Genomic DNA, 26,472 nt, shown 5'->3' on the forward strand with positions numbered 1-26,472 from the left:
AGCAGGCTTCAGCCCAACAGCGTGACCGCAGACGCCAGTGCCACCGAGGCTTCGACCTCGTCGACAGTACGGTTGGGGTCGCTAACGCCACCGGCCACTACGTAGCGCCGGCCGTCGTCGCCTTCGAACCACCAGGCGCCGGCGATCACTCCGGGCTCTGAGCCACCCTTGAAGCGAATAACGGGCCACCGGCCACGATCGAAGGGCAATCCAAGACCTGGATTGGCCTCGAGGATCTCGGCCACGGGTTCGAGGCCCGGCTGTTCAGCCTGCTTGGCCAAGTAGACGTGGGTCAGGCAGAGATCGCGTGGAGTCGCGAACCACTCGAGATCGAGGTCTCGTGGTTGATCGATCGCCACGCCGTCGGCGTTGATGAGGTCGACGGAGTTCGGATCGGCGGCCCAAGGCAGCACCGCATCGTCGATCTCTTCGAGAAGGGCCCGTCGCCCAGCTTCGTCGAGTGCCCGGTATGCGGCCGAGCTCGGATCGGCGGCGACAAACTTGAGCTGGAACAGCGCAGCCGTTGACAGCAACGGCGTGTTCGCCGCGGGATCAGACACTCCGATCCGAGCCAGGGCTGACTCGATCGAATCTCGACCCAGATACGCGATCAGGTGATCGGTAGCGCTGTTGTCGGAGATCGAAATCATCGCCATGGCCAGATCTTCGACCGATATCTCGGTTCCAGCCTCCAGCCCGAATACCTCACCATCCGGAGATGATTTGTACCTGTCTTCGACCTCGACCATGTCTGCCCAAGATGCCTCGCCCGCAGCGATTCGGTCTGCGAGGTCGGCCAGGACCCAGAGCTTGAACACCGAGCCCAGCACTACCTGATCTGCTGCGCGTATCTCGTGAAGGGCGACGCACTCGCCGTCGGTCACTTCATAGATACCGAGCGACGAGTTCGCGCCCAAAGACAGCAGGGTCTCGTCGAGCCTGTCGATGGTCAGGTCTTCGGGGAACTCGACCTCGACATCGGGTACACCCAGTAGCCCCTCGATGAGGTGTGGCTCGTCGGCGCCAACAACCAACGACACTCGCAGCCGAGCGGTGCCGTCGGCGGACACGAGCACTGCCTCTAGAGCGGTGCCGTCGGGTGACTCTGACTCGATCGACTCGATAGTGATGGGCAGGTCCATCGCTGCGGTCATCTGGGCCGCACCCTGTACCAACTGAAATGGCGGCACCTGGGCCAGGAACTCAGGCGAGAACTGCTGTTCGATCTCTTGGTCGGTGGGCGGCTCGGCTGCGTTGAGTGCCGCAACAAACCAATCCAACCGCATCCGTGCCGGCGACGACTCGGGCTCGGGCTCGGTTTCGAGTGCTGTCGAGCTGGTCGTCGCCGGTCGCTCGGACTGAGCGGTTGTGGTGACAGCGACAGAGTCGGTCGTGGGCGAGGTCTCGCCAGACGAAGACGACCCGTCGGACGAGCAGGATGCAGCCACCAAAGCAGTCACGAACACCGTCAGCATGATTCGAAGTCCCATGGCAAGAACCTATGTACGGCACCCGACCAAATCACCAGTAGGCCCACGGGACGATCCTCCGTGGAGACACGGAGCCGATCCGGCCAAGGCGATGCGACAATCGAGCGGTGGAGAATGAACCGGGAAGGGCAGCCGTCTTGTGGCCCACCCTCGTCGCGGTCGCAGCGTCGGTAGGAATCGTTGTTTGGGCTATCGCTGCACATTCGGGCACCGAAAGACCGCGAAACGATGACCTCGACGTCCTAGCCGGATCTCCTGACCCGGATCGATCGATCGCAGAGAACCACCTGGCCTGGGCCTTAGAAGTGATCAATGGGTCGGACCTGAGTGTCGCCACGGTGTCTGCGCGGTTCTCCCCGGGCTTCCTCGCCAGCATCGGACCCGACGAGTTCATAGCCGAGACTGCCTTCATCGCCGAGAACCGCCCCTATCGCCTCTATGGAATCGACACAGACGAGTCGGGTACAGCAGCAGCCGCTCTGATCTCGGATCGCACGGGCGAGACATACGCCCTCACGGTCGCAGGCTCGCCGACCGACCCGACCCGCATCGACGGTCTGCTGGTGACCCCCGTCGAGGTCGGACGAGGTCCTTTCAGCGCAGGCGAACTGGCAATACGAGCAGCCGCTGGCTTGGGTGTGATCGGGATTGGCGCCCTGTTGAGCATCCTCACGCTTCGTAGGGATTCGATCTGGGTGGTCGTCGGCGGATTGTTGTGCACCGCCCAGCTTCTCGAGATCGCGAGCCATCGGCTGCCATACACGCTCGGGCTGCTGGCTGGACCGTTAGCCATCGCCGCTTTGGCCGTGGCGGCACTCGGCACGGGCCCGAGCTCGTCGTATCGCTGGCCGAGGCGCACCCTGCTGGCGCTCGTAGGGGCGGCAACGGCCATCGCGTTGCTTCCCCTCTCCGCCATTGACACGGCCGCCGTCTCTCTGCCTGACCAGTTACTTTTTGTCTCGGGTGACGGCGATCGAGCCCGGTACCTGATCAGCCTGTCGGGTTGGACAACCGGGGCCGCGTGCGGCGCGGTGGTCCTCGCGCTGCTGCTCCAACAGTTTCGCGCCGACTGGACCAGAGATCGTGGCCTCGTCACGACCACGCTGGGTTGCGGTGTGGCCGCGACGCTGGTTGCCGTGCCGGCCGTCTCGGCGGCACTCGATCTGGGCCATGTCGATCTCTCACAACCACTCACGTTGCCGGTAGCGGCTGTTGTGGCATCGGTCGGTATCGCAGGAACCGTGTTCTGGAGTCGGTACGACCTCGGACCCGTCGCTGCGGAACTCGAAGCGGAGAACACGCTGCTGCATTCCGAGCTGGCGAATCAGCTGGCCGCCGTCCGTGCCTCTCGGGCCCGAATCGTCCACGCTGGGGACGAAGCTCGGCGCCGAATCGAGCGCGACCTGCACGACGGTGCCCAGCAAAGACTGGTGGCGATGCGCGTGTCGCTCCAGCTGGAACGCAGGCGTGTGGGCTCTGACCACGAGCTGAACGACTTCTTCGAAAGGCTCGACAGAGACCTCGAGGATGCGGTCGTCGAGCTGCGCGAACTCAGCCGCGGGTTGCACCCTGCGATTCTCGAGCGCGGCGTTGCCGCCGCAGCGCAGTCTCTGGCAGAAACCTGCTCGGTGCCTGTTGAAGTCATCGCTGCGGGCGAAGTGCGATGCCCCAGCGACGTCGAGCATGCGGCTTACTTCGTCATCAGCGAGGCACTGGCCAACGCGGGCCGACATTCCTCGGCAACACTCGTCACTGTGGGCGTCGAGCACGAAAAGGACGAGCTGCGAATCACGGTCTGCGACGATGGCGTCGGAGGCGCCAAGGCAGGCGGCGGGGCGGGATTGGTGAATCTCGAAGACAGGGTGCTGGCCCTCGGCGGCTCCTGGCACCTCCACAGCCCGCAAGGTGTTGGCACAACGATCGAGGTCAGGTTGCCATGCGCGTGATGCTGGTCGACGACGCCGTGCTGCTTCGGGAGGGCATTGCGAGCCTCCTCACCCAGGCGGGGCACGAAGTAGTAGCCCAATTCGGTGATGCCGTCGACCTCGTGACTCGAGTTGGCAACCACCGGCCCGACCTGCTTGTGGTCGATATCCGGATGCCACCAACTCACACAACAGAAGGCCTCGAGGCAGCTGTTGCCGTTCGTGCCGCACACCCCGCGGTCGGGGTGCTGGTCCTGAGCCAACACATCGAGACCCGCTACGCCCTGGACCTTCTCTCTACCGGGGCCGCTGGGGTCGGGTATCTCTTGAAAGACCGGGTCGCAGACGTCGACCATTTCCTAGACGCTCTAGGACGAATTACCTCGGGCGACACGGCAATCGACCCGGCCGTCGTGACACGGGTGGTTCAGCGCGAGCGGCGGAACAACCCGATCGATCGCCTGAGCCAACGCGAGCAAGAGGTCTTGTCCTTGATGGCCGAGGGCTACACGAACACCTCGATCGCTGGCCAGCTGGTCCTGAATCTGCGCACCGTCGAGACCCACGTGGGCAACATCTTCCAGAAGCTGGACCTCGTGCCAGAGCCCGACGTTCACCGCCGTGTTCAGGCGGTGCTCACCTACTTGGCAAACAGTCCGGCTTGACCAGTCACCGATAGCTTGCGCTAGGTGTCCTTGAACCCGTTCGCACGTTCGAGTCTGACGATTGCGCTCGCCTTGATCCTCGCCACGGCGTGTAGTGCCGACGAAGGCGCGGCGCCCATAGGCACCACAACCTCGAGCATCGCCGAGTCCGTCGACCCCGACCTCGGTCGAACCGGCCCCGAAGTGCGCAACTACATCTTCGGACACAGCCTGATCGTCCACGCCGAACCCCTCGAGCCCGCCGGACCAGACGAGACCACGGTCCCCCACTGGCTCGGCCTTCTGGCTGAGGCCGACGCAAACAGCTATCGAGTGGACGGTCAGTACGGATTCCTCCGCAGCCACGCCGAGCTCGGCCCCCAACCACAGTGGGGATTCGCCAACGTGGCAGGGGTCTGGGATGTCGACTCAGGGATGTCATTCGGCGATGCCGACTTCACACACGTGTTGTTGACGCCGGCCAACTTCATCCAGGGGCAGGCTGCCGATGCTCCGTTCGAGGACGACCCGTCAGGCCCGTCGCCCCTTTCGACGACACTCGAGATCATCGACAAAGTGGTGGCCGCCGAGCCCGGTGTAGAGATCTTGATCTACGAAAACTGGCCCGACCTGGCTGCCTTCTCTCAGTTCCCTCCCGACGAGCGAGCGCTCGCGGCCTACCACGAGTACACCGCGACAGGATTCCACGAGTGGTGGATCGCCTACGTCGGTGCGCTGCAGTCGGCCCGCCCCGATGTTGCAATCGAGCTCGTTCCCGTGGGCTCGACCATCGCCCGCCTGCTGAGCACCTCGCCGTGGGATCAGATACCGGTGATCGAGCTCTACGAGGACGACGCGCCCCACGGGCGCCCCACCATCTACTTCCTCGCGGCGCTCATCACCTACTCGCACCTGTTCGGAAGCGAACCGCCGACGAGCTTCGAAGCGCCGCCATCGGTTCACCCGCTGATTCGTGACGACCTTGCGACGGTAATCACCCAACTCCGCTAGCTCGTGATCAGCTGTGAGCGAGCCAGTTCAGGGGTACGGATCACCATGCATAGGCCTCCGGGGCCGCGCCTGGGCCGGGAAAGATCTGATCGATGCGGTCGAGCATGTCGGCATCGAGTTCGAGGTCGACCGCTTCGAGGGCGGCATCGAGCTGGGCTTCGGTGCGCGGACCGACGATGGGCGCAGTGACCCCGGGCGCTTGCACGAGCCAGGCGGTGGCGACGGTGGCCGGCGAGTGGCCCAGGTCTGAACAGAGCGATTCCCACGCCTCGAGCGCCGGACGCATGGCCTCGAATCGAGCAAACCGATCGACCCCCGGGTCGAACTGCACCCACACTTCTAGGCGCATTCCGCATCGAGACGTCGCTTGGTCATACCTCCAGAAGGGCCCTTCCCTCGATGCGGCCCGCCTTCAGGTCGGCCACGGCGTCGTTGATTCGCTCGAGCGGATAACGAACCGTCACCAGATGATCGAGATCGAGCTCTCCGGCCTTCCACCACTCGATGAAGCGGGGAACATCGATGCTGGGCGAGCATGAACCTCCGATCGATCCGATCAGGGTGCGCTCGCCAACCAACAACGGCGCCGGCGGCAGTTCGAGCTGGGCCGTCGGGACACCTACGACAACCGCCATGCCGCCGCGGTTGATGGTGTATCTGCCAGGCCTGACCATCTGCAGGGCCTGCGCGACGGTCGCAGGCTTACCGATGCAGTCGAAGACGTAATCGGGACCAAAGACGGGCTGGCGTGCGAAGTCGAGCCCCTCCCCCGGGGTCAGCGCCCGCACGGCCGCAATCGGATCGTCGACCGCGGCGGCATTGACCCCGTGCGTAGCACCGAATCGCATGGCCATGTCGAGCTTGTCGTCCGACAGATCGACGGCAATTATCGGGCTTGCGCCCAGCTTGGCGGCAGCAGCTACCGCACAAAGACCAACGCCGCCGACCCCGATGATGGCCACCGACTGGCCCGCCTGCACCTGTGCTGTGTGCAGGACTGCGCCGGCCCCGGTGATCACGGCACACCCGAGAACCGAAGCGATGTCCAGGTCGACATCGTCAGGAAGGGGCACGACATACATCTCGTCGACCACGACATGGGATCCCCACGTGTAGACGTTTGGGCTGAAGGCCACGTCACCGTCGGGCAATGCGACGGCGGCGGGGGCGGCGGCCCGGTCTGCATGGCCTGCGTCTTTGGGCACCCATGTGACCAAGACGGTGTCGCCGGGTGACACGGACCGAACGTCGGGCCCGACCTGGGCGACCACGCCAGTCGCCTCATGGCCCATCGCCATTCGCCTGGGTGATGCCAAGTGGTGAAGTTGAGAGTGACACAAGGCCGTTATGCCGATCTCGACGAGCACCTCGTGACCGACAGGGTCGGGCAGCTCGACATCGATGAGTTCGACCGGGCTGTCTGCTGCCTCACCCGAAACCGCGACCTTTGCACTGGTGGCCATGGAATCCCCCTTCAACGGTTTGCACCGTATGCAAACTGGACGTGGCGAAACCAATCGTTCGCCGGGCCCGGCGGTGTTTGGGGATGATCCAGGGTGGGTATGGCCCGACCCATGAACACCCACGGCCGCTACTCGTCCAAGCCACTCGACCCCGACGTTGCACGCGACCTGGTCATCCGCATCGAACACCAGGGCGTGAACACCGACCGAATAGTCGTTGAGACCCCAGCGCAGCGACCGGACCCGACAACCGCAAGGATCGATGGGCCTGCGCTGCGTAGACCCATCGCCCGCGTCGGTTTGGGGATCGCCATCGGTGGTCTGGTCGGATTGGCAGTGGGGCTGATCGTGGTCGCAGTGTCGAGTGCGACGACAGTGACCGTGGCCATCACAGGAATCGTCGGTGCCGTGGCCGGACTGCTGATGGCCTTGTACTGGCGGCTCCCGATCAACCGGTCGATCTCGCGGGTGGACGCGGCCGATTTGGCGATAGTCACCGTCGACCTGAGCGAGCTGGACGAGGGCACCGCCGAGCGCGTCATCGCCCGCGTAGATCTGGCCTGAACCGGCGGACCACCACCGGTGCTGGGATCAGCCGGTGAGACCCTGGTGGTCGAACGCCGCGAAGAACTCGACAACCCCTTCGCTGTTGTCGGTGCGAATCGCCCCCGAGGCGATCAACTCCGACAACGTCGCCCTTCCCGCCATCAGCGCTGCCAAGGTCGCAACATCGGTCGAGATGCCGATATCGGCGCCGACCCCATCGGTGGGAACCGCGACCCCGTTGCGCAAAACGAGACCGGCTCTTTCGTCTTCGAGCTCGATCGAGAGATGCACTGGGGCCGAGGGCACCTTGCTGGGCTCGACCAGCACGCGCAGCGCGTGGAAGGCACCGACGGGATTAGCGGCCACGGCTGCGGCACCGAATCGGTGCTGGCGATGGCGAGTCATGTCGAGATGGCCTTCGAGTTCGAGGGCACGGGTGAGGGCCCAGTTGCGAACGTTCGCGCTGGTGGTGCGTTGGGCGGCCTCGCGCAGCACGAACGCCAGAAGTTGCCTGTCCGCGGATGAACCGCCGTCGGCACGGCCGGAGTCGTCGGTGTCGCAGTGAACCAGCCAAGATGCGAGCTCCAAGGCCCAACGGAGGTCAAGCTCGTCGAGCGCTCGGCGCACTTGAGCCCGCACGACATCTCGACCGCCGAACCCGGCGATGAGGCGCTTGGCCTTTTCGGCGGGAGGCACCGGAAACAGCCGAGCTTCGTCGCCGTCGAACCAGCCGCGTAGCCCGGCGTGGATCTGCTTGACGTGGTGCTCGACCAGGCCATAGTGCTGCTGCGTGAAGAAGGACTGGCCATAACAGTCGGGAAGCTGCACGAACTGGCTCAGCTCGTCGACGGACAGGCCCTTGTTGATTCCCCGAACGGTCTGGTCCCACATGAACTGGATGCTGTCGCGAAAAGTAGTGGTCTCGGCCAGAATCGCTTCGGCCCCCGACAGCGGAGGCCCGTGGGTGGCGATCAGGTGTTGGGCGCCCAACGAGGCCAGATGGTCGAGCCCGGTCAGCAGCACCCTGGGGTCTCGGTATTCCTCACCCCTGATCGCAAAGACGTTGAACAGAGCGGGCCACAAGATGTTGTGGGCCGCGACGCCAAGCTCTGGGAACCAGACAGTGACCGAGTCGTCGGAATCTGACGGCGCGGGTGTGAACTCGACCTTCAGCCCGGCGATGGTGGTGCTGGTCGGCTGGTCGAAGGTGTGGGTGGGGGCGATGAAACCCGACGTGTACGGAGCATGGGCCTTGTTTCGATAACCGAGCCCCAGACCGGCGTTGACCAACGCGTCCTCGCCGGTGTCTGGCAACCAGACACCGAACTGGTGGATGATCCCCCGACCTGCGGCGGCCGAGAGTTCGGTGCCGACCTTCGACAGATTGGTCGCGATCTTCGCGTGACCCCAGATGGGTACTTCCGCGGTGTCGAACAGGGCCTTGGTGCCCGACACGTAGTGATAGTGCGTATAGATCACACCAGCGACCGGTGCGCTGGTGTGTTCGCGCACCATCTGCAGCGCCGCCGCCATCTCTTCGACGCACTCGCCGGTGTCGATGACGATCAGGCCCTCGGGACCCTCGACGAACGACTGGTTCGACAACCCGTTGCCGACAACGGTCCAAACCCGATCGCAGACGCTCCACAGCTTCAGCTCGAGCCGTCGAGTCTGATCTATGAGGCTCTTGTGTGCGCGCCCACCGTTGGGTGCCGTGGCCACATCGTGATCCTCGATCGAGTAGCTGTCAGGAATCGGGTTCTCGGCGCTCATCGGCAGAGTCTCGCGCGAAGTCCGCGATGCTAACCATCCCGTCCGAGGCCGAGCCACGAGCTGAGGTCGCTCGAAGACGGTGAGGCCCTCAGAGGCTGGGGTCGTCGACCCAGCGCAGGTATGGCTTGACCTCTTCGAGGTTTGTGAATCGCTGTCGAGCGTCGTCGGTGGACATGGCGGGCGACGCTATGACCCTGTCGCCCTTCTTCCAGTCGACAGGTGTGGCGACCTGGTAGGCGTCGGTCAGCTGGAGGCTGTCGATGACGCGCATGATCTCGTCGAAGTTGCGTCCGGTGGACTTGGGGTAGGTCAAGATGAGCCGGATCTTGTTGGCCGGATCGATGACGAAGACCGAGCGAACCGTGGAGGTGTCGCCCTCGCCTGGGTGGATCATGTCGTACAGCTCCGACACCTTGCGCTCGGGGTCGGCGATGATCGGGAAGTTCAGCTCTGATCCGGTGACCTCGCCAATGTCGGGCGCCCAGCCCCGATGGTCGTCGATCGAGTCGACGGACACGGCGATGGCCTTGGTATTGCGCTCGGCGAAACCGCCGGCCAACGCCGCTGTGCGACCCAGCTCGGTGGTGCACACCGGGGTGAAGTCGGCCGGGTGGCTGAACAGGACCGCCCATGAGCCGGCCTTCCACTCATGAAAGGCGAGCTCGCCTTCTGTGGTGTCTGCAGTGAAATCGGGGGCTTCGTCGCCGAGTCGCAGTGACATCTGTGGTTCTCCTGATAGCTGTGCCGCGTGACTGGACAATCCAGTCATTTGCATCGATTTGTATGTCTATCGGACGGCAGCGGAATTTGCACCGAGGGCAGATGAACGGATGCCTAACAGCGAGGGGCGCAAGTTCCGATTGGCAATTCATGCAGTTGGGCCGCGCATCGACAAGGGGGTATCGCCTCGGTGTCGTGCTTGCTCTGATCGCGCTGACCCCACTGGTCGGAGCAACCTTCTTCGCCGTGCATGAGGTGATGTCTGCCCGCGCCGAACGCGAGGCTGCAACCGCCGTAGGCATGACGATCGAGGAACTCGTCGTGGTTTCGGAACTGCGCGCTGCCCTGACCGACGAGCACAACTGGACCGCCGTAGTCGAGGGCGTGACCGAACTGGGGCTGCCGATCGAGCTCGTGAACGGCCTGACCGGTGTCGACATAAGCGCCCGCCTGGATATGGCCCGCGCCGATGTTGACGCCAGGACCGGCAGTCTTGGCTATGACGACGTCGCCCTGTCGATAGCCGCCGTACGAGACGATCCCGACATAGACCTGGGTAAAGAGCTGCAGGCCATCCTCGACATCGAACGCACGTTGGCGACGCGTGCCGACGGCGAGCTGAACCGGGCGCTTGGTCAGGCGGCCGGAATCGGCGACGGGGGCACCCTGGTCAACCGGCTGCGGGTGCTCGAACAGGCGACCCTGGCCCGTCAGGCTGCTTCGGGCAGTTTCTCTGAGTACTTCGGTGCGAGATTTGCCACCCAGAACGGCGTCGAGCAGGTGATGGCGCTGAACATGGACGAAGGTCGGCGGACCTGGGCCTTGGAGCGGCTCGAAGTCTTGGCCGACGAGGACACTGAGGCGGCCGCGGCGATTGAGGTCATCAAGAACTCTGCTGCAGTGGCGCAGGTCGAGAGCGACGTTCTGAGGCTGTTGACGAGCTCGGTCGACGGCACCAGACAGAGCGGATCGCTGAACAACGTAATGCTCGAACTGGACACCATCGGAGGTACGGTCGAGGCACACACCGTGTCGTCGGACCGCTACTCGGAGCTGGTCGCCGCAGCGGGAATCGACGCTTCGAGGTCGGTCGCCGCCGCTCAGAACGCAGCATCTGGCCGCAACACCCAGGCCGTGGCGGCTCTGCTGGCCGTCTTGGTTCTGTCGGCGCTCACGGCGGTGGCAGCCACGCGGGCGATCGCTCGACCGGTGCGCAACCTGGCCAGAGCCGCCCGCAAGATCCGAGACGGCGACACCGAGATCGGCCCATTCCCCGAAACCGGGCCGATCGAGATTCGGATTGCTGCCCGAGCGATAAACGAAGCCGCGGGCCACCTGGCCCTGGCCGAAGCCCAGGCCTTGGCGTTGCGCGACGGCATCCTCGATCACGAGGCGCTGAGCGAACAGGCGCCCGGAGCCATCGGCGCATCACTTCAGACAGCGGTTCAGACCCTGGCCGCCTCGATGCAAGAGCGCGAGCGCATGCGCGCCCAGATACAGCACGACGCGTCCCACGACGCCCTGACTCAACTGGCGAACAGGCGCGCCGCGCTGGAGCAACTCGACCGCGCCCTGGCGCGGGCCAGGCGCTCTGGCACCAGCGTGGCTCTGCTGTTCATAGACCTCGACGGCTTCAAAGAAGTCAACGATCGTTGTGGACACAACGCCGGGGACGCTGTGCTGCAGCGGGCCGGCGAGTCGTTGGCAGCTGCAACCCGCGCCGGCGACCTGGTGGGCCGCCTGGGTGGCGACGAGTTCGTGGTCGTCGCAGAGCAGGTTGTCGACCTGGCCGAGGCCCTGAGCCTGGCCGAGCGAATCAGACGCTCTCTGGAGCAGCCCATGACCGTCGACGGCTCGACGGTGACCATCGGAGCCAGCATCGGCGTGGCCGTCAGCCACCGGGGCGAGGACGACGCCACCGAGCTGTTGCACGAGGCCGATCTGGCGGTGTATCGGGCGAAGGAGCTGGGCAAGGGCCAGATCGCGGTGTGCGACGACGACTTGCGCCACGACTCGCAGGAGCGCACCAACCTCGAACAGGCGCTGCGCGAGGCGCTCTCCGCTGGTGAGTTCGAGCTTCACTATCACCCGATCGTCGAACCCGTGACCGAACACACCGTCGGATACGAAGCGCTGATCCGCTGGCAGCGACCCGGACACGGGTTGGTTGCGCCCGACCAATTCATCCCCATCGCCGAGCGCAGCGACCTGATAGTGGCCATCGACCGTTGGGTCGTGGGCAATGTCGCGAAACAGATGGTGCTGTGGGAAGCCCAAGGGCTGTACCGAGATCTCTCGATGAGCATCAACGTCTCGGGCCGTCATCTGACATCTCCCAGCTTCGTCGAAAACGTTCTGGGGCCCCTGGACGAGTTCGGCATAGATCCAAGCCGGATCATCATCGAGGTCACCGAGAGTTCACTGCTGAACGATCTGGCGTCGGCCAGCATCAAACTCGAGCAGCTGCGGGCCCGAGGCATCAGGACGGCGATCGACGACTTCGGGACGGGCTACACGTCGCTGGCCCACCTTCGACAGCTGCCGATAGACATCCTGAAGATCGACCGCACCTATACCGCAGACGAATCGGCCTCCTCGTTGCTGAAGCTCATCATCGACACGGGCCACATGATGGGCGCTCGGGTCACCGCCGAGGGTGTCGAAACGCGAACCCAGGCCGAAACCCTCACCCGATTGGGTACAGACGACATGCAGGGATACCTGTACGGGTTGCCGCTGCCGGTGTCGCAGATGGCGGTCGAAACCAAGACGACAGCCACTCCGAGGTCCGCTGCGGGTGAGGCCGCAAGAGGCTGAGGCCTTGCATTGGGGGGTTCGGTGCGGCCTACCTTTGAGCATGACCGACAGAGGACCTTCGCGACGGCGCGGTGAACGCGACCTCGACTCCGAGATCGGCGTGGCCAGGGCCGACGGCGACTTCAAGCGCATCGACGAACTGATCGTGCCTCTGGCCACCAGTGCGGCCGCGGGCGACGCCGCAGCCCTCGACCAACTGCTCGGGCTGGTTCTCAAACACCGCTTGGCCGATGGGGCAATCCGCAAGTTGCTGATCGACGAAGACGATGTCGAGAACGCGGTCCAGGCCACACTGATGAGTCTCAACCGGGCGATCTCGTCGTTCGAAGGCCGGGCCAGATTCACGACGTGGCTGTACCGGGTCGCCGAGCGCGAGGCGCTCCAGATAATTCGCAAGAACAAGCGTGTGCCCACCCCCGATGGTGAGGACATGAGCGCACTGGCCGAAGAGGTCAGGCGCATGAGCAGCATCATCGCCAGTCACGAGGCCCTCCGAAAGGCGCTCGAGGAGTTGGATCCGAAGCTGCGCGATCCGGTGGTGATGCGCGATGTCGACGGTCTCGACTATGCGGCCATCGCAGAAAGGCTCGACGTTCCCCTGAACACGGTTCGGACGCGTATTCGTCGAGGTCGCCAACTGGTTGCTGAGGCGATCATGAACACGACCGGATCGCCCGGCCCGCAAGAGGCCTGAGCTGCTCGGTCGATGCGGCCGCCTCCAGCAACGAGACCGTGCCTGCGCAGGGGTCGACGACCAACAGACCGTCGGGTGAAATGGCCAAAGACACCGGGCGCCCGGTATCGACCACGGTGATGGGAGGCCCGGCCTGGTCGACGCGCAACACCTCGCCGGAAGTCGCAACGTAGAGAGCCGACGAGTCTGCGGCCAACGAGACAATGCCCTCGACGTCTGCGAGGTAGACCTCGACCGAGCCGCCGGAGACCCTCAGCACCCGGTCATTGCCGGCGTCTGCGACCCAAACGGTGCCATCTGGTCCCACAGCCACATCGGTGGGGCCAAGGAGCTCACTGGACTGCGGATCGTCGGTCGCGATAGCCGACCCGGGCTGGCCGGTGCCGACGAAGGCAGAGATGACCCCACTGGGGTCGACGACCCTGACCCGGTGAGATTCGGCATCGACCACATAGATCTCGCCGGCGGCTCCGACTGCAACCGCAACCGGTCGCCGCAAGAGCGCTTCGGGAGCCAAGGCGCCATCCCCGCGATCGCCCGACCGTCCAGACCCTGCGAGTGGACTGCGAATTCCGATGGCCAGGTCGACCACGGCCACCTGATGGGCATCTGGGAGCGCTACGACGGCGCGGCCGTTCCAGATGTCGAGGTCGGCGATGAGTCCGAGGCCGACCACGCGCGCCACTGTCGAGATCGTGGTGTCGGTCGGTTCTATGGACCGAATGGCCCAATGCCCGCTGTCGGCGATCAGCAGCGCGCCTTGGGCCGTAACCGCCGCTGCTGAAGGCGACGACAGCGACGCCAGCTGTGCAGCCGCGCCATCACCGATGGGGCCCGAGGGGTCGCCTTCGAGCACCACACGACGATCGGTCGGACCGCTCAGCTCGACTACGTCACCTGAACTGCCGAGCGTCACAAAGAGCGCTCCGTCGGCGGCTTGTGTCAACCCATTCACTCCGTCGATCTCCTCGGCCACGGTGCTTATGACTCCCGAGGGTTCGATCGACCGGATAGCTCCGGAACTGTCGACTACCAAGAGTGATCCGCCGGCGCCTGCCCCGAGCGCAGAGGGCGCAGCGATCGCGGCCTCGGTAGCCAAGCCGCCGTCGCCACCAGATGTAGGAGACCCGTTGCCCGCCAGCGGCTCGATGACGCCGCCAGGATCGATCCAGCGAACCCGGTTGGCCTGGTTGTCGGCGACCGCAACTCCCCCTCGCCAGGCGGCCACGTCGACGGGTTGCAGGAAGCCCGCGCCGACCGCAGCCGACCCGTCGCCAGAGTCGGCGGCCAGGCCGGTGCCGGCGATGGTCGAGATCTGGCCGGTTCGAGGATCGACTGCGCGCACTCTGCGATTGCCGGTGTCGGCGATCAGCAACGAACCATCGGGGGCAACATCGATGCCGCGGGGCGAGTCGAGCATGGCTTGTTCGGCAGGCCCTCCATCACCGCCGAAGCCAGATCCCGAACCCCCGGCGACGGCCACCACCGCACCCTGTTCGACAGCGACTATGCGGTGGTTGCCCGTGTCGGCCACCAGCAAGCGTCCCGACGGTTCGAACGCGACATCCGTTGGTGACCTGAACCCATCGATGTACGAAAGGCCGTCGCCATCGAACAACACGACCCGATGATTCTCGGTGTCGGCGACTGCGACTGTCGACCCGAACGACGAGATGCCGTTGGGGCCGAACAGCGGCGGATCCGGCACTAGCACTGCCTCCCGGGTTGGGGGGTCGCCCGGCAAGACCGCAAGCAGGATGCCGACCAAGGCGACCAGCACAACCGCCGCGACCGCGGCTGCGGCAACCCGGCGACGCCTTGTTCCGCTGCCGCCGTCCGATGCGCCGTCGATGAGGCTCAAGAACTCCGCGACCGTATTCGGCCGACCGCCCGGATCGTCAGCTCTGGCGCGTTGCAACGCCATCTCGAGCTTCTTGGGCAGCCTCGGCGGGTCGTCATCGGCACCGCACGCAACCCTGCGCACCACCGCGGCCAGCGCGTAGAGATCGGCCCGGGCGTCGACCGATTCGCCTCGACCCTGCTCGGGACTCATGTATCCCCTGGTGCCCAAGCCGGCGGCTGCCTCACCCGCTTGCGACGCGAGCCCGAAATCGCCCAGGACCAGCGACGCACCCTCGGGAAAGATCGAATCGTCGTCGTCGCAGCGCTGTACGAACACGTTCGCGGGCTTCACGTCCAGGTGAACGAGGCCGCGCGAGTGAACGGCCTGCAGCGCGGCCCCCAGCTCGCGAGCCACGCGCACGGCCGAGTCGACATCGCCAGCCGCACCGACGAGGCCATCTGCCAGCGATTGATCGAGCAGGTCCATCACCATGAACGGCTGGCCCGTGTCGAGCACCCCGATGTCGTGGACCGCAACAACTCTGGGGTCCTCGATGCTGCGCAACAGCCGTGCCTCGCGCAAGAAGGCGCTGACCATGTCCTCGCGCCTGATGAGGTGATCGGCTAGGACCTTCACGGCGACGGTGACATCGAGCAGCGGGTCGTGGGCCTCGAACACCGAGCTGGCCGCGCCCGTGCCCTTGAGCCTGATGATGCGATAGCGCCCGATGCGATCTGGGATCAGCATCAAAACATCACCGCGGCCGCGCCATGCCTAGAAGGCCCCCGCGCTGGTGGAAATGGTTTCGTCGACGAGATTTACCGTTCTGACGCGACGATTGCCCGTATCGGCAATATGCAGCAACTGGCCGTCGAGCACCAGAAAGGTCGGCGAGTTGAGCGCGGCCGACGAAGCCGGCCCCCCGTCGCCGCCGAGGCCCGGTGCCCCTACGCCCGCCACCGTCGATGTCGAGCCATCGGGCGAGACCGAGCGAACCCGATTGGCGCCGAGGTCGGCAACGTAGATGGTTCCGTCGGCTGCCACTGCAATACCCGCCGGCGTGTCGACCTGGGCGGCCACTGCCGGGCCGCCATCGCCCCCCGAACCAGCCACACCCGTGCCGAGGATCGTCGCAACAGACCCGTCGACGCCAATGCGCCGAACCCGGCTGCCCGCTGCCTCGCTGACCAGGATCGACCCGTCGGCCTCGACAGCGACCGCAAACGGGAACAACAGCGCGGTTGCTGTGGGATCGAGCCCGTCGGGGGTGGCGACGATGTCTCCGGTTCCGGCGATGGTCTGGATCTGGGTGGTCTGATCGTCGAACACGACCCGTCGTACCCGGTGGTTGCCGCTGTCGGCGATGATCAGGTCGCCGTCCGCCGTCCACGCGACGCCGGTGGGCGTCGACAGCGAAGCGGCCTCGGCCGGGCCGCCGTCGCCCGAGAACCCCGAACTGCCCGAGCCGATGGTGGCGACCTTGCCCGCTTGGTCGAACACAGACACCCGATGCAACGCCGACTCGGCCACAGCGATGAGCCCCTGGGACGAGACCGAGATGCCAGAAGCTGTCACCAACTGCTCTCTGTAGCCGGCTCGACTCAGCAACGATCCGATGAGGGTGTCGATCTGACCCTGGGCATCGACTATTCGCACGCGCCCCGACCAGTTGCCGGCGATCAACAGATCACCGTCGAGCAACGCCAACCCGAAAGGATCGCCCAAGGGCGCCGCAGTGGCAGGCCCCCCATCACCGACCTCGCCCTGAGGACCCGAGCCGGCCACGGTCTCGATGGTGCCGTCGGGGTCGACCTTTCGGACCCGATTGTTGAACCCGTCGGCGATGTAGAGGCTGCCGTCGGGCGCCACCTCGACCGCCACCGGGTGCCAGAGGCTGGCTTCGGACGCTTGTCCGCCGTCACCATCGAACCCCTCATTGCCCGACCCGGCGACGGTGGTGATGATGCCATCTGCGTCGATTCGCCTGACACGGTGGTTGAGGCGGTCGGCGACGTAGATCGAACCGTCGTCCCCTATGTCGATTCCCGACGGGAACGCCAACTGGGCCTGCACTGCGGGCCCCCCATCACCACCAAAGCCCGGTGTTCCAGTGCCGGCCACCACCGACACGCCGAAGGTGGCTGGGTCTATCCGGAGGATCTGCTGACCGGTCAGATCGGCGTAGAACACAGCCCCGTCGGTGCCGATGGCGATCGACGCAGGAGCCCGCGGCTGCGAGTCGGGGCCCAGCAGCGTCGAGATGGTTCCGTTGGGTGCGACCTCGCGCACCACACCGTTGGCCATGTCGGCCACGACCAGCGTGCCGTCGGCCTTGACGGCCACATCGGTGGGCGACAACGCGGCGGCGGTGGCAAGGCCCTGGTCACCACCAAACCCTGCCTGACCCGAGCCGGCGACAACCTCGATGCGACCATCGACCGAGACCCTCCTGATCACATAGTTGTCGGCGTCGACCACGTACAGGCTGCCGTCTGGCCCATAGGCCGCAGAACGTGGGCCGGCCAGCTCGGCGTCTGCTGCTGGTCCGGTGTCGCCACTGAAGCCCAGCGTTCCCGTGCCGGCCAAAGCCGACAGGGTGCCGTCGCTCAACAGGCGGACCCGGTTTGCGCTCTGTTCGACGATGGCCAGTGAGCCGTCGTCGGACAGCGCCAGCCCGATCGGGTCGACCAGCACCGCTGCGTCAGCCGGTTCTGCGTCTGCGCCGTCTGGAGTTGCGCCGACCGGTGCGGTGGTGCTGGCCGTTGTGGTGGTCGTGGTCTCGGGGGGCTGGGTCGACGTCGATGGGGCCGACTCGGCTGTGTCGCGGCCCATCGTCGAGATGGCCCAGATGAGGGCACCCAACAAGACCGCCACGACGACGCCGACACCCAACAGCAGAGGAAGCCTTGACCTGGACGGTTCGGACGCGAGCGACGACCGGGCAACGGCGGGGGCGACGACGTCGACCGCGCGATCTCTCGGTCCCGACGATGCCTCGGACGAACGCGACACAACCCGCGACAGCCCGGACAAAAGCTCGCCTGCGTCGGCCGGAACAGACTCGATGGCTGCCAGCGCGTCGACGGCCGACTCGACTGCCACCAGCCACTCACCCAGGTCGGCGAAGCGATCTTCGGGGTCGTGTGCCAGACCCTTGGTCAACAGCTGGGCCGCCGGACCGGGCAGCTGCGCCAAGATCGCCGGGTCGAGGCTGGGGCCGTCGGGCGCAGGGTGTGCCCCGGTGACAACCCGTTGCAGGATCGCCGTGCAGGCATAGATATCAGACCGCTCGTCGATCGAAGCCGACGGGTCTCCCTGCTCGGGAGCCATGTAGCCCGGCGTTCCAACCGCCATGGTCAACCTGGTGGCCCCCAGCAGATCCTTGGCCAAGCCCAGGTCGCTTACGACCAACCTCTCGTCTGCCGCTATCAGGGCAGTTCCAACATCGGGCGCCCCAGCCCCGTCTGCCACCTCGACGCGCCTCAACAACAGGTTCGACGGCTTGAGGTCGCGGTGAGCTACCTCGAGGCGGTGGACCTCCTGAACACCGGCCGCCAACTGGCGGCAGAACCTGAGCAGGTCTGCGGTTTCCAGTTCGACACCATCGGCCGCAAGCTCGATCAGACGGTCTTCTGCCGTACCCCTGGACGCAAAGTCCATTACGAAGAACGGCTGCCCATCGGGCGTCTCGCCGATGTCGTGAACCCTCACCACCCTGGTGCCGTCCACGCGGCGCAACAGCTGCGCTTCCTGGATGAACCTGCGGCGGATCTCTGGTTCGTAGCTCCAGTTCTGGCCCAACACCTTCACCGCGACGGGCACATCGAGGGCGTCATCCCACGCCAGGTAAACGGTGGCGAAGGCACCAGACCCCAGGGCGCGGCTGACCCTGTAGCGCCCGATTCGATCCGGAACGGGCGGGCCCGCTGGTTCTTCGGTTTCGCTCATGCCTGTGGCGTCCCGTGGTGATCGGTGTCCAACCCGGCACGTGCGGACGACACTGAGCTGGGGAAGACTCTGCAACATCATGCTCGAAGGAGTGCCGATGGCGACACCCCGAACAGTGGTCGGCCTTGTGATAGCGGCGACGATCCTGCTTGCGGGCGCCTGCGCGAGCGAAGGGGCAGGCGACGGTGCATCCGGTGGGCCGCAGGCCGATGACTGTGATTCGTCGGTTCGCCTCGGCGACGGTCCTGGCTGGGGCCGTTTCGTGATCGTGGCCGAGGGGGGCAATGGGCCCGAGCCAACGGCAACTGCAGGTTGGGTCGTCAGCGACGACCTGATCGCAACGGCAGGATCCGAGCTGAGAACCCGCTTGGAGTCGGGCGCAGCGGCCTACGCAAGGTCGTCGACTGGCGAAGAGTCGCGCATAGTCGAAGCGTTCATCGACCCGGCAAACGACATCGTCTTGGTGAGGCCGGAGTCTGCGCTGCCCGCACCCTTGCCTGTCGACCCCGACAGCACGCAGACCGCCGCCAGGGCCAGAGTCGAGTCGAGCCTGCTCACCGGCGAGCCGCTGTTCGAATGTGGCTTCGTAGTGGCGATTGCAATGGGGCCGGTGTCTGGTCATGAGGCAGACGACCAGGTTGGTGCGGCTGAAGTGATGAAGCTGGTCGAATCGGTCGAAGCAGGCGAAGTGGCATCTGTGCCGCTGCCCGGAGGCTCTGCGGGCGTCTGCCCCGACCCGGCCCCCTACCTGGAGATCGCATCTGCGTCGACATTTCTGATCGTGGCCGAGTCGTCCCTGGGTCAGATCGACGGGGTCGAGCGTTCGTCGTTTGCGACGCTGGGCACCGCCTTCGCCGTCCGCGAACGTCTCCTGGTCACCAACGGTCATCTCGTCAGGGGCCTCCTCGATTCCGAAGCCCAGCTGACCAACGTCTACGCCATCGGAGCGGATGGAGTTGGCGTGGTCGAGGTGGCAAGGGCGTTCGTGCGGCCCGGCCAGGACCCTGCAAGGGCTACCGACCTGGGGCTCCTGGCCACCCTCGAACCCGTTGAGACGGTGCTGGCTCTGCCCGGCCCCGAGAGTGAAGAACTGGCCGCCGGCCAAGACGTGTGGATCGTCGGGTTTGGTCGCGGCTCGGGCGGCGATCTGGTGCCCGTGATCCCGGGGCAAACCGCACCGGCACCCACACCAGTAGAGGTCACCCTCACCGGAGAGGTCGTGTTCTCCTACGAAGGCGCCACGGGCACCTCTGACGGTTCGCCGGTGGTGGCGTGCGGTTCGGTGGTGGGCGTCAACAACTCGGGAGTCGAGCGACTGTTGCTGCTGGCCGGAGCGGGCACCGGAGGGCTCGAGGTCGAGACGATCCGCAGCGGGATCGGGCCGGCCGTAACCCAGATCGGCGCCGTCGAGAGCCTGCTCGCCCTGTTCGACGACCAGTCGCTGGAAGGCGTGCCCATTCCCGTTCCACACGCCACGGCCGGTCCGCCGGCGACCATCGAGTTCATCGACTGCCCCGAGGAGTTCGTCGCCGAGCAGGACAACTTCTGCACTGTGTCGACCAACCGAACCGTAGGCGGCGAGTGGGAGATTCCCGGCTTCACCACCACGCCGGTGATACTCCAGACGATCAACGGCCCCAACACGATTCGGGTCAATCCCAAAGCCGACTCGATCGGGCAGCGCTTCACCATCACCGTGGTGGTCAACGGCACCGACGGAGCCCAGGCGAGAGCCACCCACGGATTCATCGTCGTCGACTGAGCGCCTTTTTCGAGAAATCCCCGATCTTCGAGAACTATCTCGGGCCGGGCTGCATCCATCGATGCGAACAGGGCAAATCGCCCCCGAGAAAAGGAACAGACCGATGGATGACTTCAGCTACGACACGAGCTACGACAGCAGCTGGGACACCAGCTACGACACGACCTTCGATTCCAGCTGGGACACGTCCTACGACTCCAGCTGGGACACCTGGGACACCAGCTACGACAACAGCTGGGACACGTCCTACGACTCCAGCTGGGACACCTGGGACACCAGCTACGACAACAGCTGGGACTCGAGCTACGACTCCAGCTGGGACACCTGGGACCTCAACAACAGCTGGCAGGAAAGCTACGACACCTACGAGACGATGAGCGATGTGTCGTGGGCGGCATGGAACACCAGCGTCGACGCATCCCTGATGGGCGACGACTACTCGGCCTACGAGTGGAACGTCATCTCGCTCGAGGCGAACGCCGTCGCAGACGAGGCCTGGAACGAGTGGCTCACCGAGCCCGCCGTGTGACCAGACCCAAACGACACATCAACCGCTGCAGAGATCCCGGGGCCAACGCCTCGGGATCTTTGGTTTTTGAGGCCCGCGGCTCGATTTCCCGAAGTGTCAAAAACTCGACGAGGCGCCGGCGCATCCATATGGCAGCAAGCAGATGGAGTTGACCATGAAGTCCTACCCGACACCCCGCAAGTTGTTCTACCTGGCCGTCATCGTGGTTCAGGCAGCACTGCTCTATGTCCAGGTCGACCTCAGGTGGCCGTCGGACGAAGAGCCCGACTGCGTTTCGGTGACCCTGCAAGCCCAAGACATCGCTCCGTCGAACGTAGGGCTCGGCCCGCACTCCTCAGGAGACTTCGGCCCGCCCACCGACCTGGTTCTCGTTGACTGCGACTGAGTCGCAGGCGAGCCCAACCAACCAAGACAGGAAAGACAATGAACGCACAGTCCAACGCAACAACAGATCTCGATGCGGGCACCGATGCAAAGGACGAAGCGAAGACAAGAGCGACGCGCTGGATGTGCGTGCTGCTGTTCGTCGGCATCTCGCTGGCGAGGCTGGCAGGTGCTGCGACCACAGACCCGCCCAGACCGGCAGGAGCCCAGGCCCTACCGCCGCCGTCGGCCAGCCAGCTCGAGGGCCTGATCTTCGATCACGCCACGCCATCGGACGAGGGGCTCGACTGCATGGTCGCTCTACTCGACGGAGCCGGCTACACGTCGGCGGACCTCTACATGAACCCAGGGGTCAACATCGACATGCTCGCCGCGATGGATCGCTGCATCGACCCAGAGATCGTCGATGAGGAGATCATGGCCAGGCTCTCGAACGGTCTCGGCGACGAAGAGGCGGCCGAATGCCTGGTCGCCGGCATGGCCGACGAAGACGAAGCCACCGTCAACGTGTGGCTCGCCATGGTCTTTGACGGTGGCGTCGACCTTCAACTCGTGGCCGGAATGTTCGTCGAAGGCTGCCTTGACGGGCCCTGACGAAAAAATCTGAAACTCCGAGAACTTTGTCGGCCTCTGGTGCATCGATCAGAACAACGACGACAAGGAGCCAAGAAAATGAGCCTGATCGACATCAACGAACTGCCCCAGCCCATCTACCCCAACCAGAAGAACGACGACACCAACGCCAAGCCCGCAGGAACGAGCATTCCTGCTGAGGCGGCCACGCCGACACCATCGGTGGCCGCCCCCAAGGCCAAGAGCGGCTCGATCGACATCGCCGCACTGGCCAAGCGCAAGGAAACTCTGATCGCCGTGGCGGCGGTGGTGCTGCTGGCAGTTCTTGCCGGACTGTTGGGTGGAGGTGACGAAGGTTCGAGCAGCTTCGCCAACAGCAACAACAGCAACAACAGCCGCAGCAGCAGCTCGGTGCAGGCGGCCTCGAACACCGACGACTCGCTGGCCGGAACCCTCGAGCAGGCCCTGTTCGCCTACAGCAATCCTTCGAGCTCGAACTTCGACTGCATGGCCGGCGTCATCGGCGACGCAGGCTTCGACTCCGACGACCTGTTGAACGGCCGCATCGACGAGTGGACCATGGCCGATGCCGTCTCGGGTTGCGTGCCTGCAGGAACCCTCACCGTCGAGGCCAGCGGGCTGGTGACCACGATGTACGGCCAGAGCTACGCCGCCGAGTGCCTGACGGGCGTGTTCCAGACCTTCGACTCGAACACCTGGTACGAGTGGGTCGGGATCACCCTCTACATGGACATCAACGCCCTCGACGAGACCATGGTCTCGATGGCCCCCTCGTGCTTCTTCTAGAACCGATGGGCAACAATGGCATCGTGAACACAGCAAAGAGCCAACACGGCGAGGACAAGACCTCACCGGCCGAACGCCTCGCCGAGCTCTGTGCCACCACCCTGGAGTCGGCGACTGGCGAGGTCGCCGACTCCCTTGCGTCGATAGCCCGCAGGCTGACAGAACCGCTCCGAGTCGTCGTTGCCGGCGGGGTCAGCTCGGGCAAGTCGACGCTGGTGAATGCGCTGATAGGCCACCGGGTGGCAGCGGTGGATGCCGGCGAGTGCACCAGGGTGGTGACCGAGTTCCGGTACGGGCACCCCGAGAGGGCAGAAGCCATCGAACACGACGGAACAAAGCACCCCGTGTCGCTGGTCGGCAAGGCCCTTCCGTCCGAGCTGCCTATCGCATCCGAACGCATAGAACGGGTCGTCGTTTACCTCAGCAACGCCCTGCTCGAACGGATGATCATCGTCGACACACCAGGCGTCAACACGGTCACAGGCTCAAACCAGACCGCGGCCGAGCGGGCGCTGGGATTGGCCACCACAGACGCCATGGCCGCTGCCGATGCGGTCGTCTTCCTCACACCCCATGCCCGTGAAGCCGACGCTGCGATCCTCGACAGGGTCATCGAGCTGGGGCGCGACTCTGGCCTCACGTCGGCCAACTGCATCGCCGTGTTGTCGAAGGTCGATCTTCTATCCGACGGAATAGACGCTCTGGTCAGTGCTGAGCGGTTGGTTGCCACCACCGGTGAGCGCCTGCACGGGCGGGTCAGCGATGTGGTTCCGCTGGTCGGTCTGTTGGCCGAAACGATCGAAGCCGGCCGCTTCACCGAAGCCGACGCATCGACCGTTGCCGCCATAGCGGCCGTCGAGGACGAGCTCGACCGCGAAGACATGCTGCTGACAGCGCAAGACCTCATCGAATGGCCCGATCTGGCGGCTTCGCCCCAAGCGCGCAAGCACCTCGTAGAGCTTCTGGGTATGTACGGGATCAAGACAGCGGTCGACCTGTTCGATGCAGGTGTTGCCGGTGCCGCGGCTCTGTCATCGAGACTGCTCGAGCGCAGCGGCTTTTCGGCTTTGCGCAACCTGCTGCTGCAGCGATTCGAGACGCGCTCGCAGATCCTGAAGGCCCACAGCGCAATACAGGAACTGCGCGATATCTCATACTCGGCCGGAACCGAGGGCAGGCGCCTTCGTCGCCAGCTGGAACGAATCGAACTAGACCCTGCGATGACCGAACTGGGATTGATCGACGCCGTGAGCGAATTCGCCGACAAGCGCTCGATCCTGCCCACCGATCTGGCGCGTCAGCTGGACACCATGACGACCAGCACAGTGCCGACACAACGACTCGACGCATCGGCCGAAGACCTGCCAGACGTGGCTCTGCGTTCGATTGCCGCCTGGGCCGGCTGGGCCAACGACCCGAGACGCTCGCCCGACGAGGCCCGTGCCGCCAACGCGGTGAAGAAGGTCCTGGAAGTGATCTGGACCACCAGCGCGTCGACCAGCGAGGAGCCCCAAGGATGACCGACACATCTCGGCGCGATCCCCAGCAGGTGGTGAGACAGACCCTTGGTTTGGCCAACTCGCTGCATCGCTTGTTGACCGAACTGGGCTCGGAGAACGCCAAGACCCTCGAGCGCGAGGCCGCCCGATGGCAGGACGAGACGACAACCGTGGTGGTCGCCGGCGAGGTGAAACGTGGCAAGAGCAGCCTGGTAAACGCTCTCATCGGTGCCGATGTGCTGCCGGTCGACATCGACATAGCCACAGCGGTTCCGGTGGCTCTGGTACGGGCCGACGAACAGCGGGCGATAGTCGTGACCCGGTTCGCCAACGGTGAGGCGGTGCGCGAGCAGATAGACCCGGCCCAGTTCACCAACGCCGTCACGGCCGCGGCGGGCTTCGAAGACGTCATCTCCGTGACCCTCGCCAGCAACCTGGTGCCGCCTGGCATAACGGTCATCGACACGCCCGGAGTCGGGGGTTTGGCCCCGGGGCACCGCGATCTGACGATGTCGGCGGTGTCGGGCGCCGACGCGGTGGTGATGGCCCTGTCTTCGATAGAGCCTCCGACACGTTCTGAACTCGATTTTCTGGCCGAGGTCAGTGACCGCATCGACCGGGTGATGCTGGTGGCAACCAGAGCCGACCTGCATCCAGACGAGCGCAACGCGGCAATAGTCGCAGAGCTGACCGACCACTTGAAGCGCTGGGCCGCGTCCACCCCTCCGACCCAGCACGCAGGTGAAGATGATTCTGAAGCTCCCGACCCCGTCTTGGCGGGGCGAGCGCAACGGTTGACATCGTTGGCCGAACAGCCGATCGTGCTGACCAGTGCCCACCTGGCCCGCCAGGCCCGACGTCGCGCCGAGCGCGGCCAGGCCGAACGAGCCGCCGAACTGCGGGCGCGCTCAGGGATAGGCGAGATCGCCAGACAGATCAGCGTCTGGGGCAAGCGACGCACCCAGATCCGCCACGCGAACCTGATGCGACTGATCGGCTCACAGCTGGCCACCACCAGGGCCGACCTCGACCGTCGTATGAGGGCCACCGACGGCGATCTGGCGGTGGCCGACGAACTTCGAGACGTTCTGGCCCGGCTGGAGGCGGTGTCTGGCGACCAGGCCAAGTGGCGCAGCCAGATGGCCGTGGCAATGCAGAGAATGCAAACCCAGGCGGGACGAACGATCACACGGCACCTCAACGGTTTGCGCACTCGCTACACCGAGATGATCGAGGAGCGAGCCGGCGAAGGTGTCGACGAATTGGTGTCCGAGCTCGAGCGTTCGGTCCAAGCGGCCTGGATAGATCTCGTCGACCAGCTGAACGCAGAGTTCGCCCGCGAGGTCGCTTCGCTGGCTTCAGGCCTGGAAATAGACGATCTCGAGGTGGTCCTCGGCGATCTCGAGTCGCCTTCGAGCCTGATTCTGGCCGCAAGTCGAGCAGACGAGTCGAACCAGCTCGAGCAAGCCCTGCCCGTGCTGGGCCAATCGTTCATGTTCGGAAACCTGGTGAACGTGGGCGCCGGAATCCTGGGCGTTGCCACCGGCGGCCTCGGCGTTGCCGCCTATGGCATCGGCGCCGCGGTGGCCATCCCGATAAACCGCATGCGGATCGAGCGTCAGCAAAAGAAGGCGGCAGTTTCAGAGCTGTCGCGTTCGCTCAACGACGCCCTCTTCGGCCATGAGGGCGTGTCGCGCGAGCTGAACGCTGCTCTGGGACTCAGGATGATCGAGGCACGGGTCGAGCTGGAGGCCGCTATCGACCAAGCCCTGGCGTCCAAACGTCGAGCCGTCGAGACGTCCAAAGCCGAACTGGAGAACATGGCGCGCACCGAAGCCAAACAGCGCAATGAGGCAAAAGCCCAGGTCGCGGCACACATGAAGCAGGTGGCGGAGCTGTCGAAGCAGCACCGAGACATCGCAGGAGGCGCAGCCGGAGGCTCCTGAAGCACACGGCCGGAGGCTCCTGGGAACACAGCCGATCGAGAAATTTCTCGATCTCGCAGAACTTCTTCGTCGTGGGGTGCATCAGTCAAAGCACCAAC

The 26,472-nt window shown here is 65.1% G+C and carries 20 protein-coding genes; 13 read left to right on the top strand and 7 right to left on the bottom strand.

The genetic code is table 11. The features are described 5' to 3' along the window. Positions 1 to 8 precede the first annotated feature (8 nt). Complete coding sequence (locus tag R2770_11610) at positions 9 to 1,490, bottom strand: serine hydrolase (protein MEZ5281106.1); 1,482 nt, start codon at positions 1,488 to 1,490, stop codon at positions 9 to 11. Positions 1,491 to 1,597: 107 nt separating this feature from the next. On the opposite strand from R2770_11610, the gene R2770_11615 reads away from it, so the two are divergent. Genes R2770_11615 through R2770_11625 form a run of 3 tightly spaced genes read left to right on the top strand, consistent with a single transcriptional unit; the run spans position 1,598 to position 5,070 of the window. Next, the gene (locus R2770_11615) at positions 1,598 to 3,436 is read left to right on the top strand and encodes a Cpe/LpqF family protein (GenBank protein MEZ5281107.1); all 1,839 of its coding nucleotides are present in this window, start codon (positions 1,598 to 1,600) and stop codon (positions 3,434 to 3,436) included. Next, a complete protein-coding gene (locus R2770_11620) occupies positions 3,427 to 4,080 on the top strand; it encodes a response regulator transcription factor (GenBank protein ID MEZ5281108.1) in 654 nt (217 codons plus the stop codon). The genes R2770_11615 and R2770_11620 overlap by 10 nt, the downstream gene beginning before the upstream one ends. A 24-nt stretch (positions 4,081 to 4,104) precedes the next feature. Beyond that, positions 4,105 to 5,070, top strand: a complete 966-nt coding sequence (locus R2770_11625; GenBank protein MEZ5281109.1) for a hypothetical protein — start codon at positions 4,105 to 4,107, stop codon at positions 5,068 to 5,070. Positions 5,071 to 5,110: 40 nt separating this feature from the next. On the opposite strand, the gene R2770_11630 is transcribed toward R2770_11625, so the two are convergent. Together R2770_11630 and R2770_11635 are read right to left on the bottom strand one after the other, a co-directional pair. Further along, positions 5,111 to 5,401 (bottom strand): aldo/keto reductase, encoded by a 291-nt coding sequence (locus R2770_11630; protein ID MEZ5281110.1) that lies wholly within the window; start codon positions 5,399 to 5,401, stop codon positions 5,111 to 5,113. A gap of 40 nt (positions 5,402 to 5,441) precedes the next feature. Beyond that, the gene (locus tag R2770_11635; GenBank protein ID MEZ5281111.1) at positions 5,442 to 6,533 is read right to left on the bottom strand and encodes a zinc-binding dehydrogenase; all 1,092 of its coding nucleotides are present in this window, start codon (positions 6,531 to 6,533) and stop codon (positions 5,442 to 5,444) included. A 111-nt stretch (positions 6,534 to 6,644) separates the two neighbouring features. Here R2770_11635 and R2770_11640 point away from each other — a divergent pair, with 111 nt between their 5' ends. Continuing rightward, positions 6,645 to 7,097, top strand: coding sequence for a hypothetical protein (locus R2770_11640; GenBank protein MEZ5281112.1), 453 nt, complete (start codon positions 6,645 to 6,647; stop codon positions 7,095 to 7,097). A 27-nt stretch (positions 7,098 to 7,124) separates the two neighbouring features. Here R2770_11640 and R2770_11645 read toward each other — a convergent pair whose 3' ends face one another. Continuing rightward, positions 7,125 to 8,852, bottom strand: a complete 1,728-nt coding sequence (locus R2770_11645) for an alkyl sulfatase dimerization domain-containing protein (protein MEZ5281113.1) — start codon at positions 8,850 to 8,852, stop codon at positions 7,125 to 7,127. An 88-nt stretch (positions 8,853 to 8,940) separates the two neighbouring features. After that, positions 8,941 to 9,573 carry a peroxiredoxin gene (locus R2770_11650; protein ID MEZ5281114.1) on the bottom strand — a complete coding sequence of 211 codons (633 nt, stop codon included), beginning with the start codon at positions 9,571 to 9,573 and terminating at the stop codon, positions 8,941 to 8,943. A 194-nt stretch (positions 9,574 to 9,767) separates the two neighbouring features. On the opposite strand from R2770_11650, the gene R2770_11655 reads away from it, so the two are divergent. Both R2770_11655 and R2770_11660 read left to right on the top strand, forming a co-directional pair. Then, on the top strand, positions 9,768 to 12,389 hold the full coding sequence (locus R2770_11655) for an EAL domain-containing protein (protein ID MEZ5281115.1): 2,622 nt from the start codon (positions 9,768 to 9,770) through the stop codon (positions 12,387 to 12,389). Between the two features lie 40 nt (positions 12,390 to 12,429). Further along, positions 12,430 to 13,083: a sigma-70 family RNA polymerase sigma factor gene (locus R2770_11660; GenBank protein ID MEZ5281116.1), complete on the top strand. Its 654-nt coding sequence runs from the start codon at positions 12,430 to 12,432 to the stop codon at positions 13,081 to 13,083. Here the strand turns inward: R2770_11660 and R2770_11665 are convergent. Beyond that, positions 13,043 to 15,673, bottom strand: coding sequence for a serine/threonine-protein kinase (locus R2770_11665; protein ID MEZ5281117.1), 2,631 nt, complete (start codon positions 15,671 to 15,673; stop codon positions 13,043 to 13,045). The genes R2770_11660 and R2770_11665 overlap by 41 nt on opposite strands. A 27-nt stretch (positions 15,674 to 15,700) precedes the next feature. Then, positions 15,701 to 18,874 (bottom strand): serine/threonine-protein kinase, encoded by a 3,174-nt coding sequence (locus tag R2770_11670; GenBank protein ID MEZ5281118.1) that lies wholly within the window; start codon positions 18,872 to 18,874, stop codon positions 15,701 to 15,703. A gap of 97 nt (positions 18,875 to 18,971) precedes the next feature. On the opposite strand from R2770_11670, the gene R2770_11675 reads away from it, so the two are divergent. The 7 genes from R2770_11675 to R2770_11705 all read left to right on the top strand — a co-directional run bounded on the left by R2770_11675 (position 18,972) and on the right by R2770_11705 (position 26,374). Continuing rightward, the gene (locus tag R2770_11675; protein MEZ5281119.1) at positions 18,972 to 20,636 is read left to right on the top strand and encodes a trypsin-like serine protease; all 1,665 of its coding nucleotides are present in this window, start codon (positions 18,972 to 18,974) and stop codon (positions 20,634 to 20,636) included. 103 nt (positions 20,637 to 20,739) lie between these two features. Then, positions 20,740 to 21,165 (top strand): hypothetical protein, encoded by a 426-nt coding sequence (locus tag R2770_11680; protein MEZ5281120.1) that lies wholly within the window; start codon positions 20,740 to 20,742, stop codon positions 21,163 to 21,165. A 154-nt stretch (positions 21,166 to 21,319) separates the two neighbouring features. Then, a complete protein-coding gene (locus tag R2770_11685) occupies positions 21,320 to 21,550 on the top strand; it encodes a hypothetical protein (GenBank protein MEZ5281121.1) in 231 nt (76 codons plus the stop codon). A 38-nt stretch (positions 21,551 to 21,588) separates the two neighbouring features. After that, positions 21,589 to 22,143, top strand: coding sequence for a hypothetical protein (locus R2770_11690; protein ID MEZ5281122.1), 555 nt, complete (start codon positions 21,589 to 21,591; stop codon positions 22,141 to 22,143). 78 nt (positions 22,144 to 22,221) lie between these two features. Beyond that, positions 22,222 to 22,929 (top strand): hypothetical protein, encoded by a 708-nt coding sequence (locus R2770_11695; protein MEZ5281123.1) that lies wholly within the window; start codon positions 22,222 to 22,224, stop codon positions 22,927 to 22,929. A gap of 23 nt (positions 22,930 to 22,952) precedes the next feature. Continuing rightward, entirely contained in the window at positions 22,953 to 24,449 is a 1,497-nt protein-coding gene (locus R2770_11700) for a dynamin family protein (protein MEZ5281124.1), read from the top strand. Next, positions 24,446 to 26,374, top strand: coding sequence for a dynamin family protein (locus tag R2770_11705; protein ID MEZ5281125.1), 1,929 nt, complete (start codon positions 24,446 to 24,448; stop codon positions 26,372 to 26,374). The genes R2770_11700 and R2770_11705 overlap by 4 nt, the downstream gene beginning before the upstream one ends. Positions 26,375 to 26,472 lie beyond the last annotated feature (98 nt).

It is taken from the genome of Acidimicrobiales bacterium, assembly GCA_041394185.1.
GTDB lineage: Bacteria > Actinomycetota > Acidimicrobiia > Acidimicrobiales > Poriferisodalaceae > JAAETH01.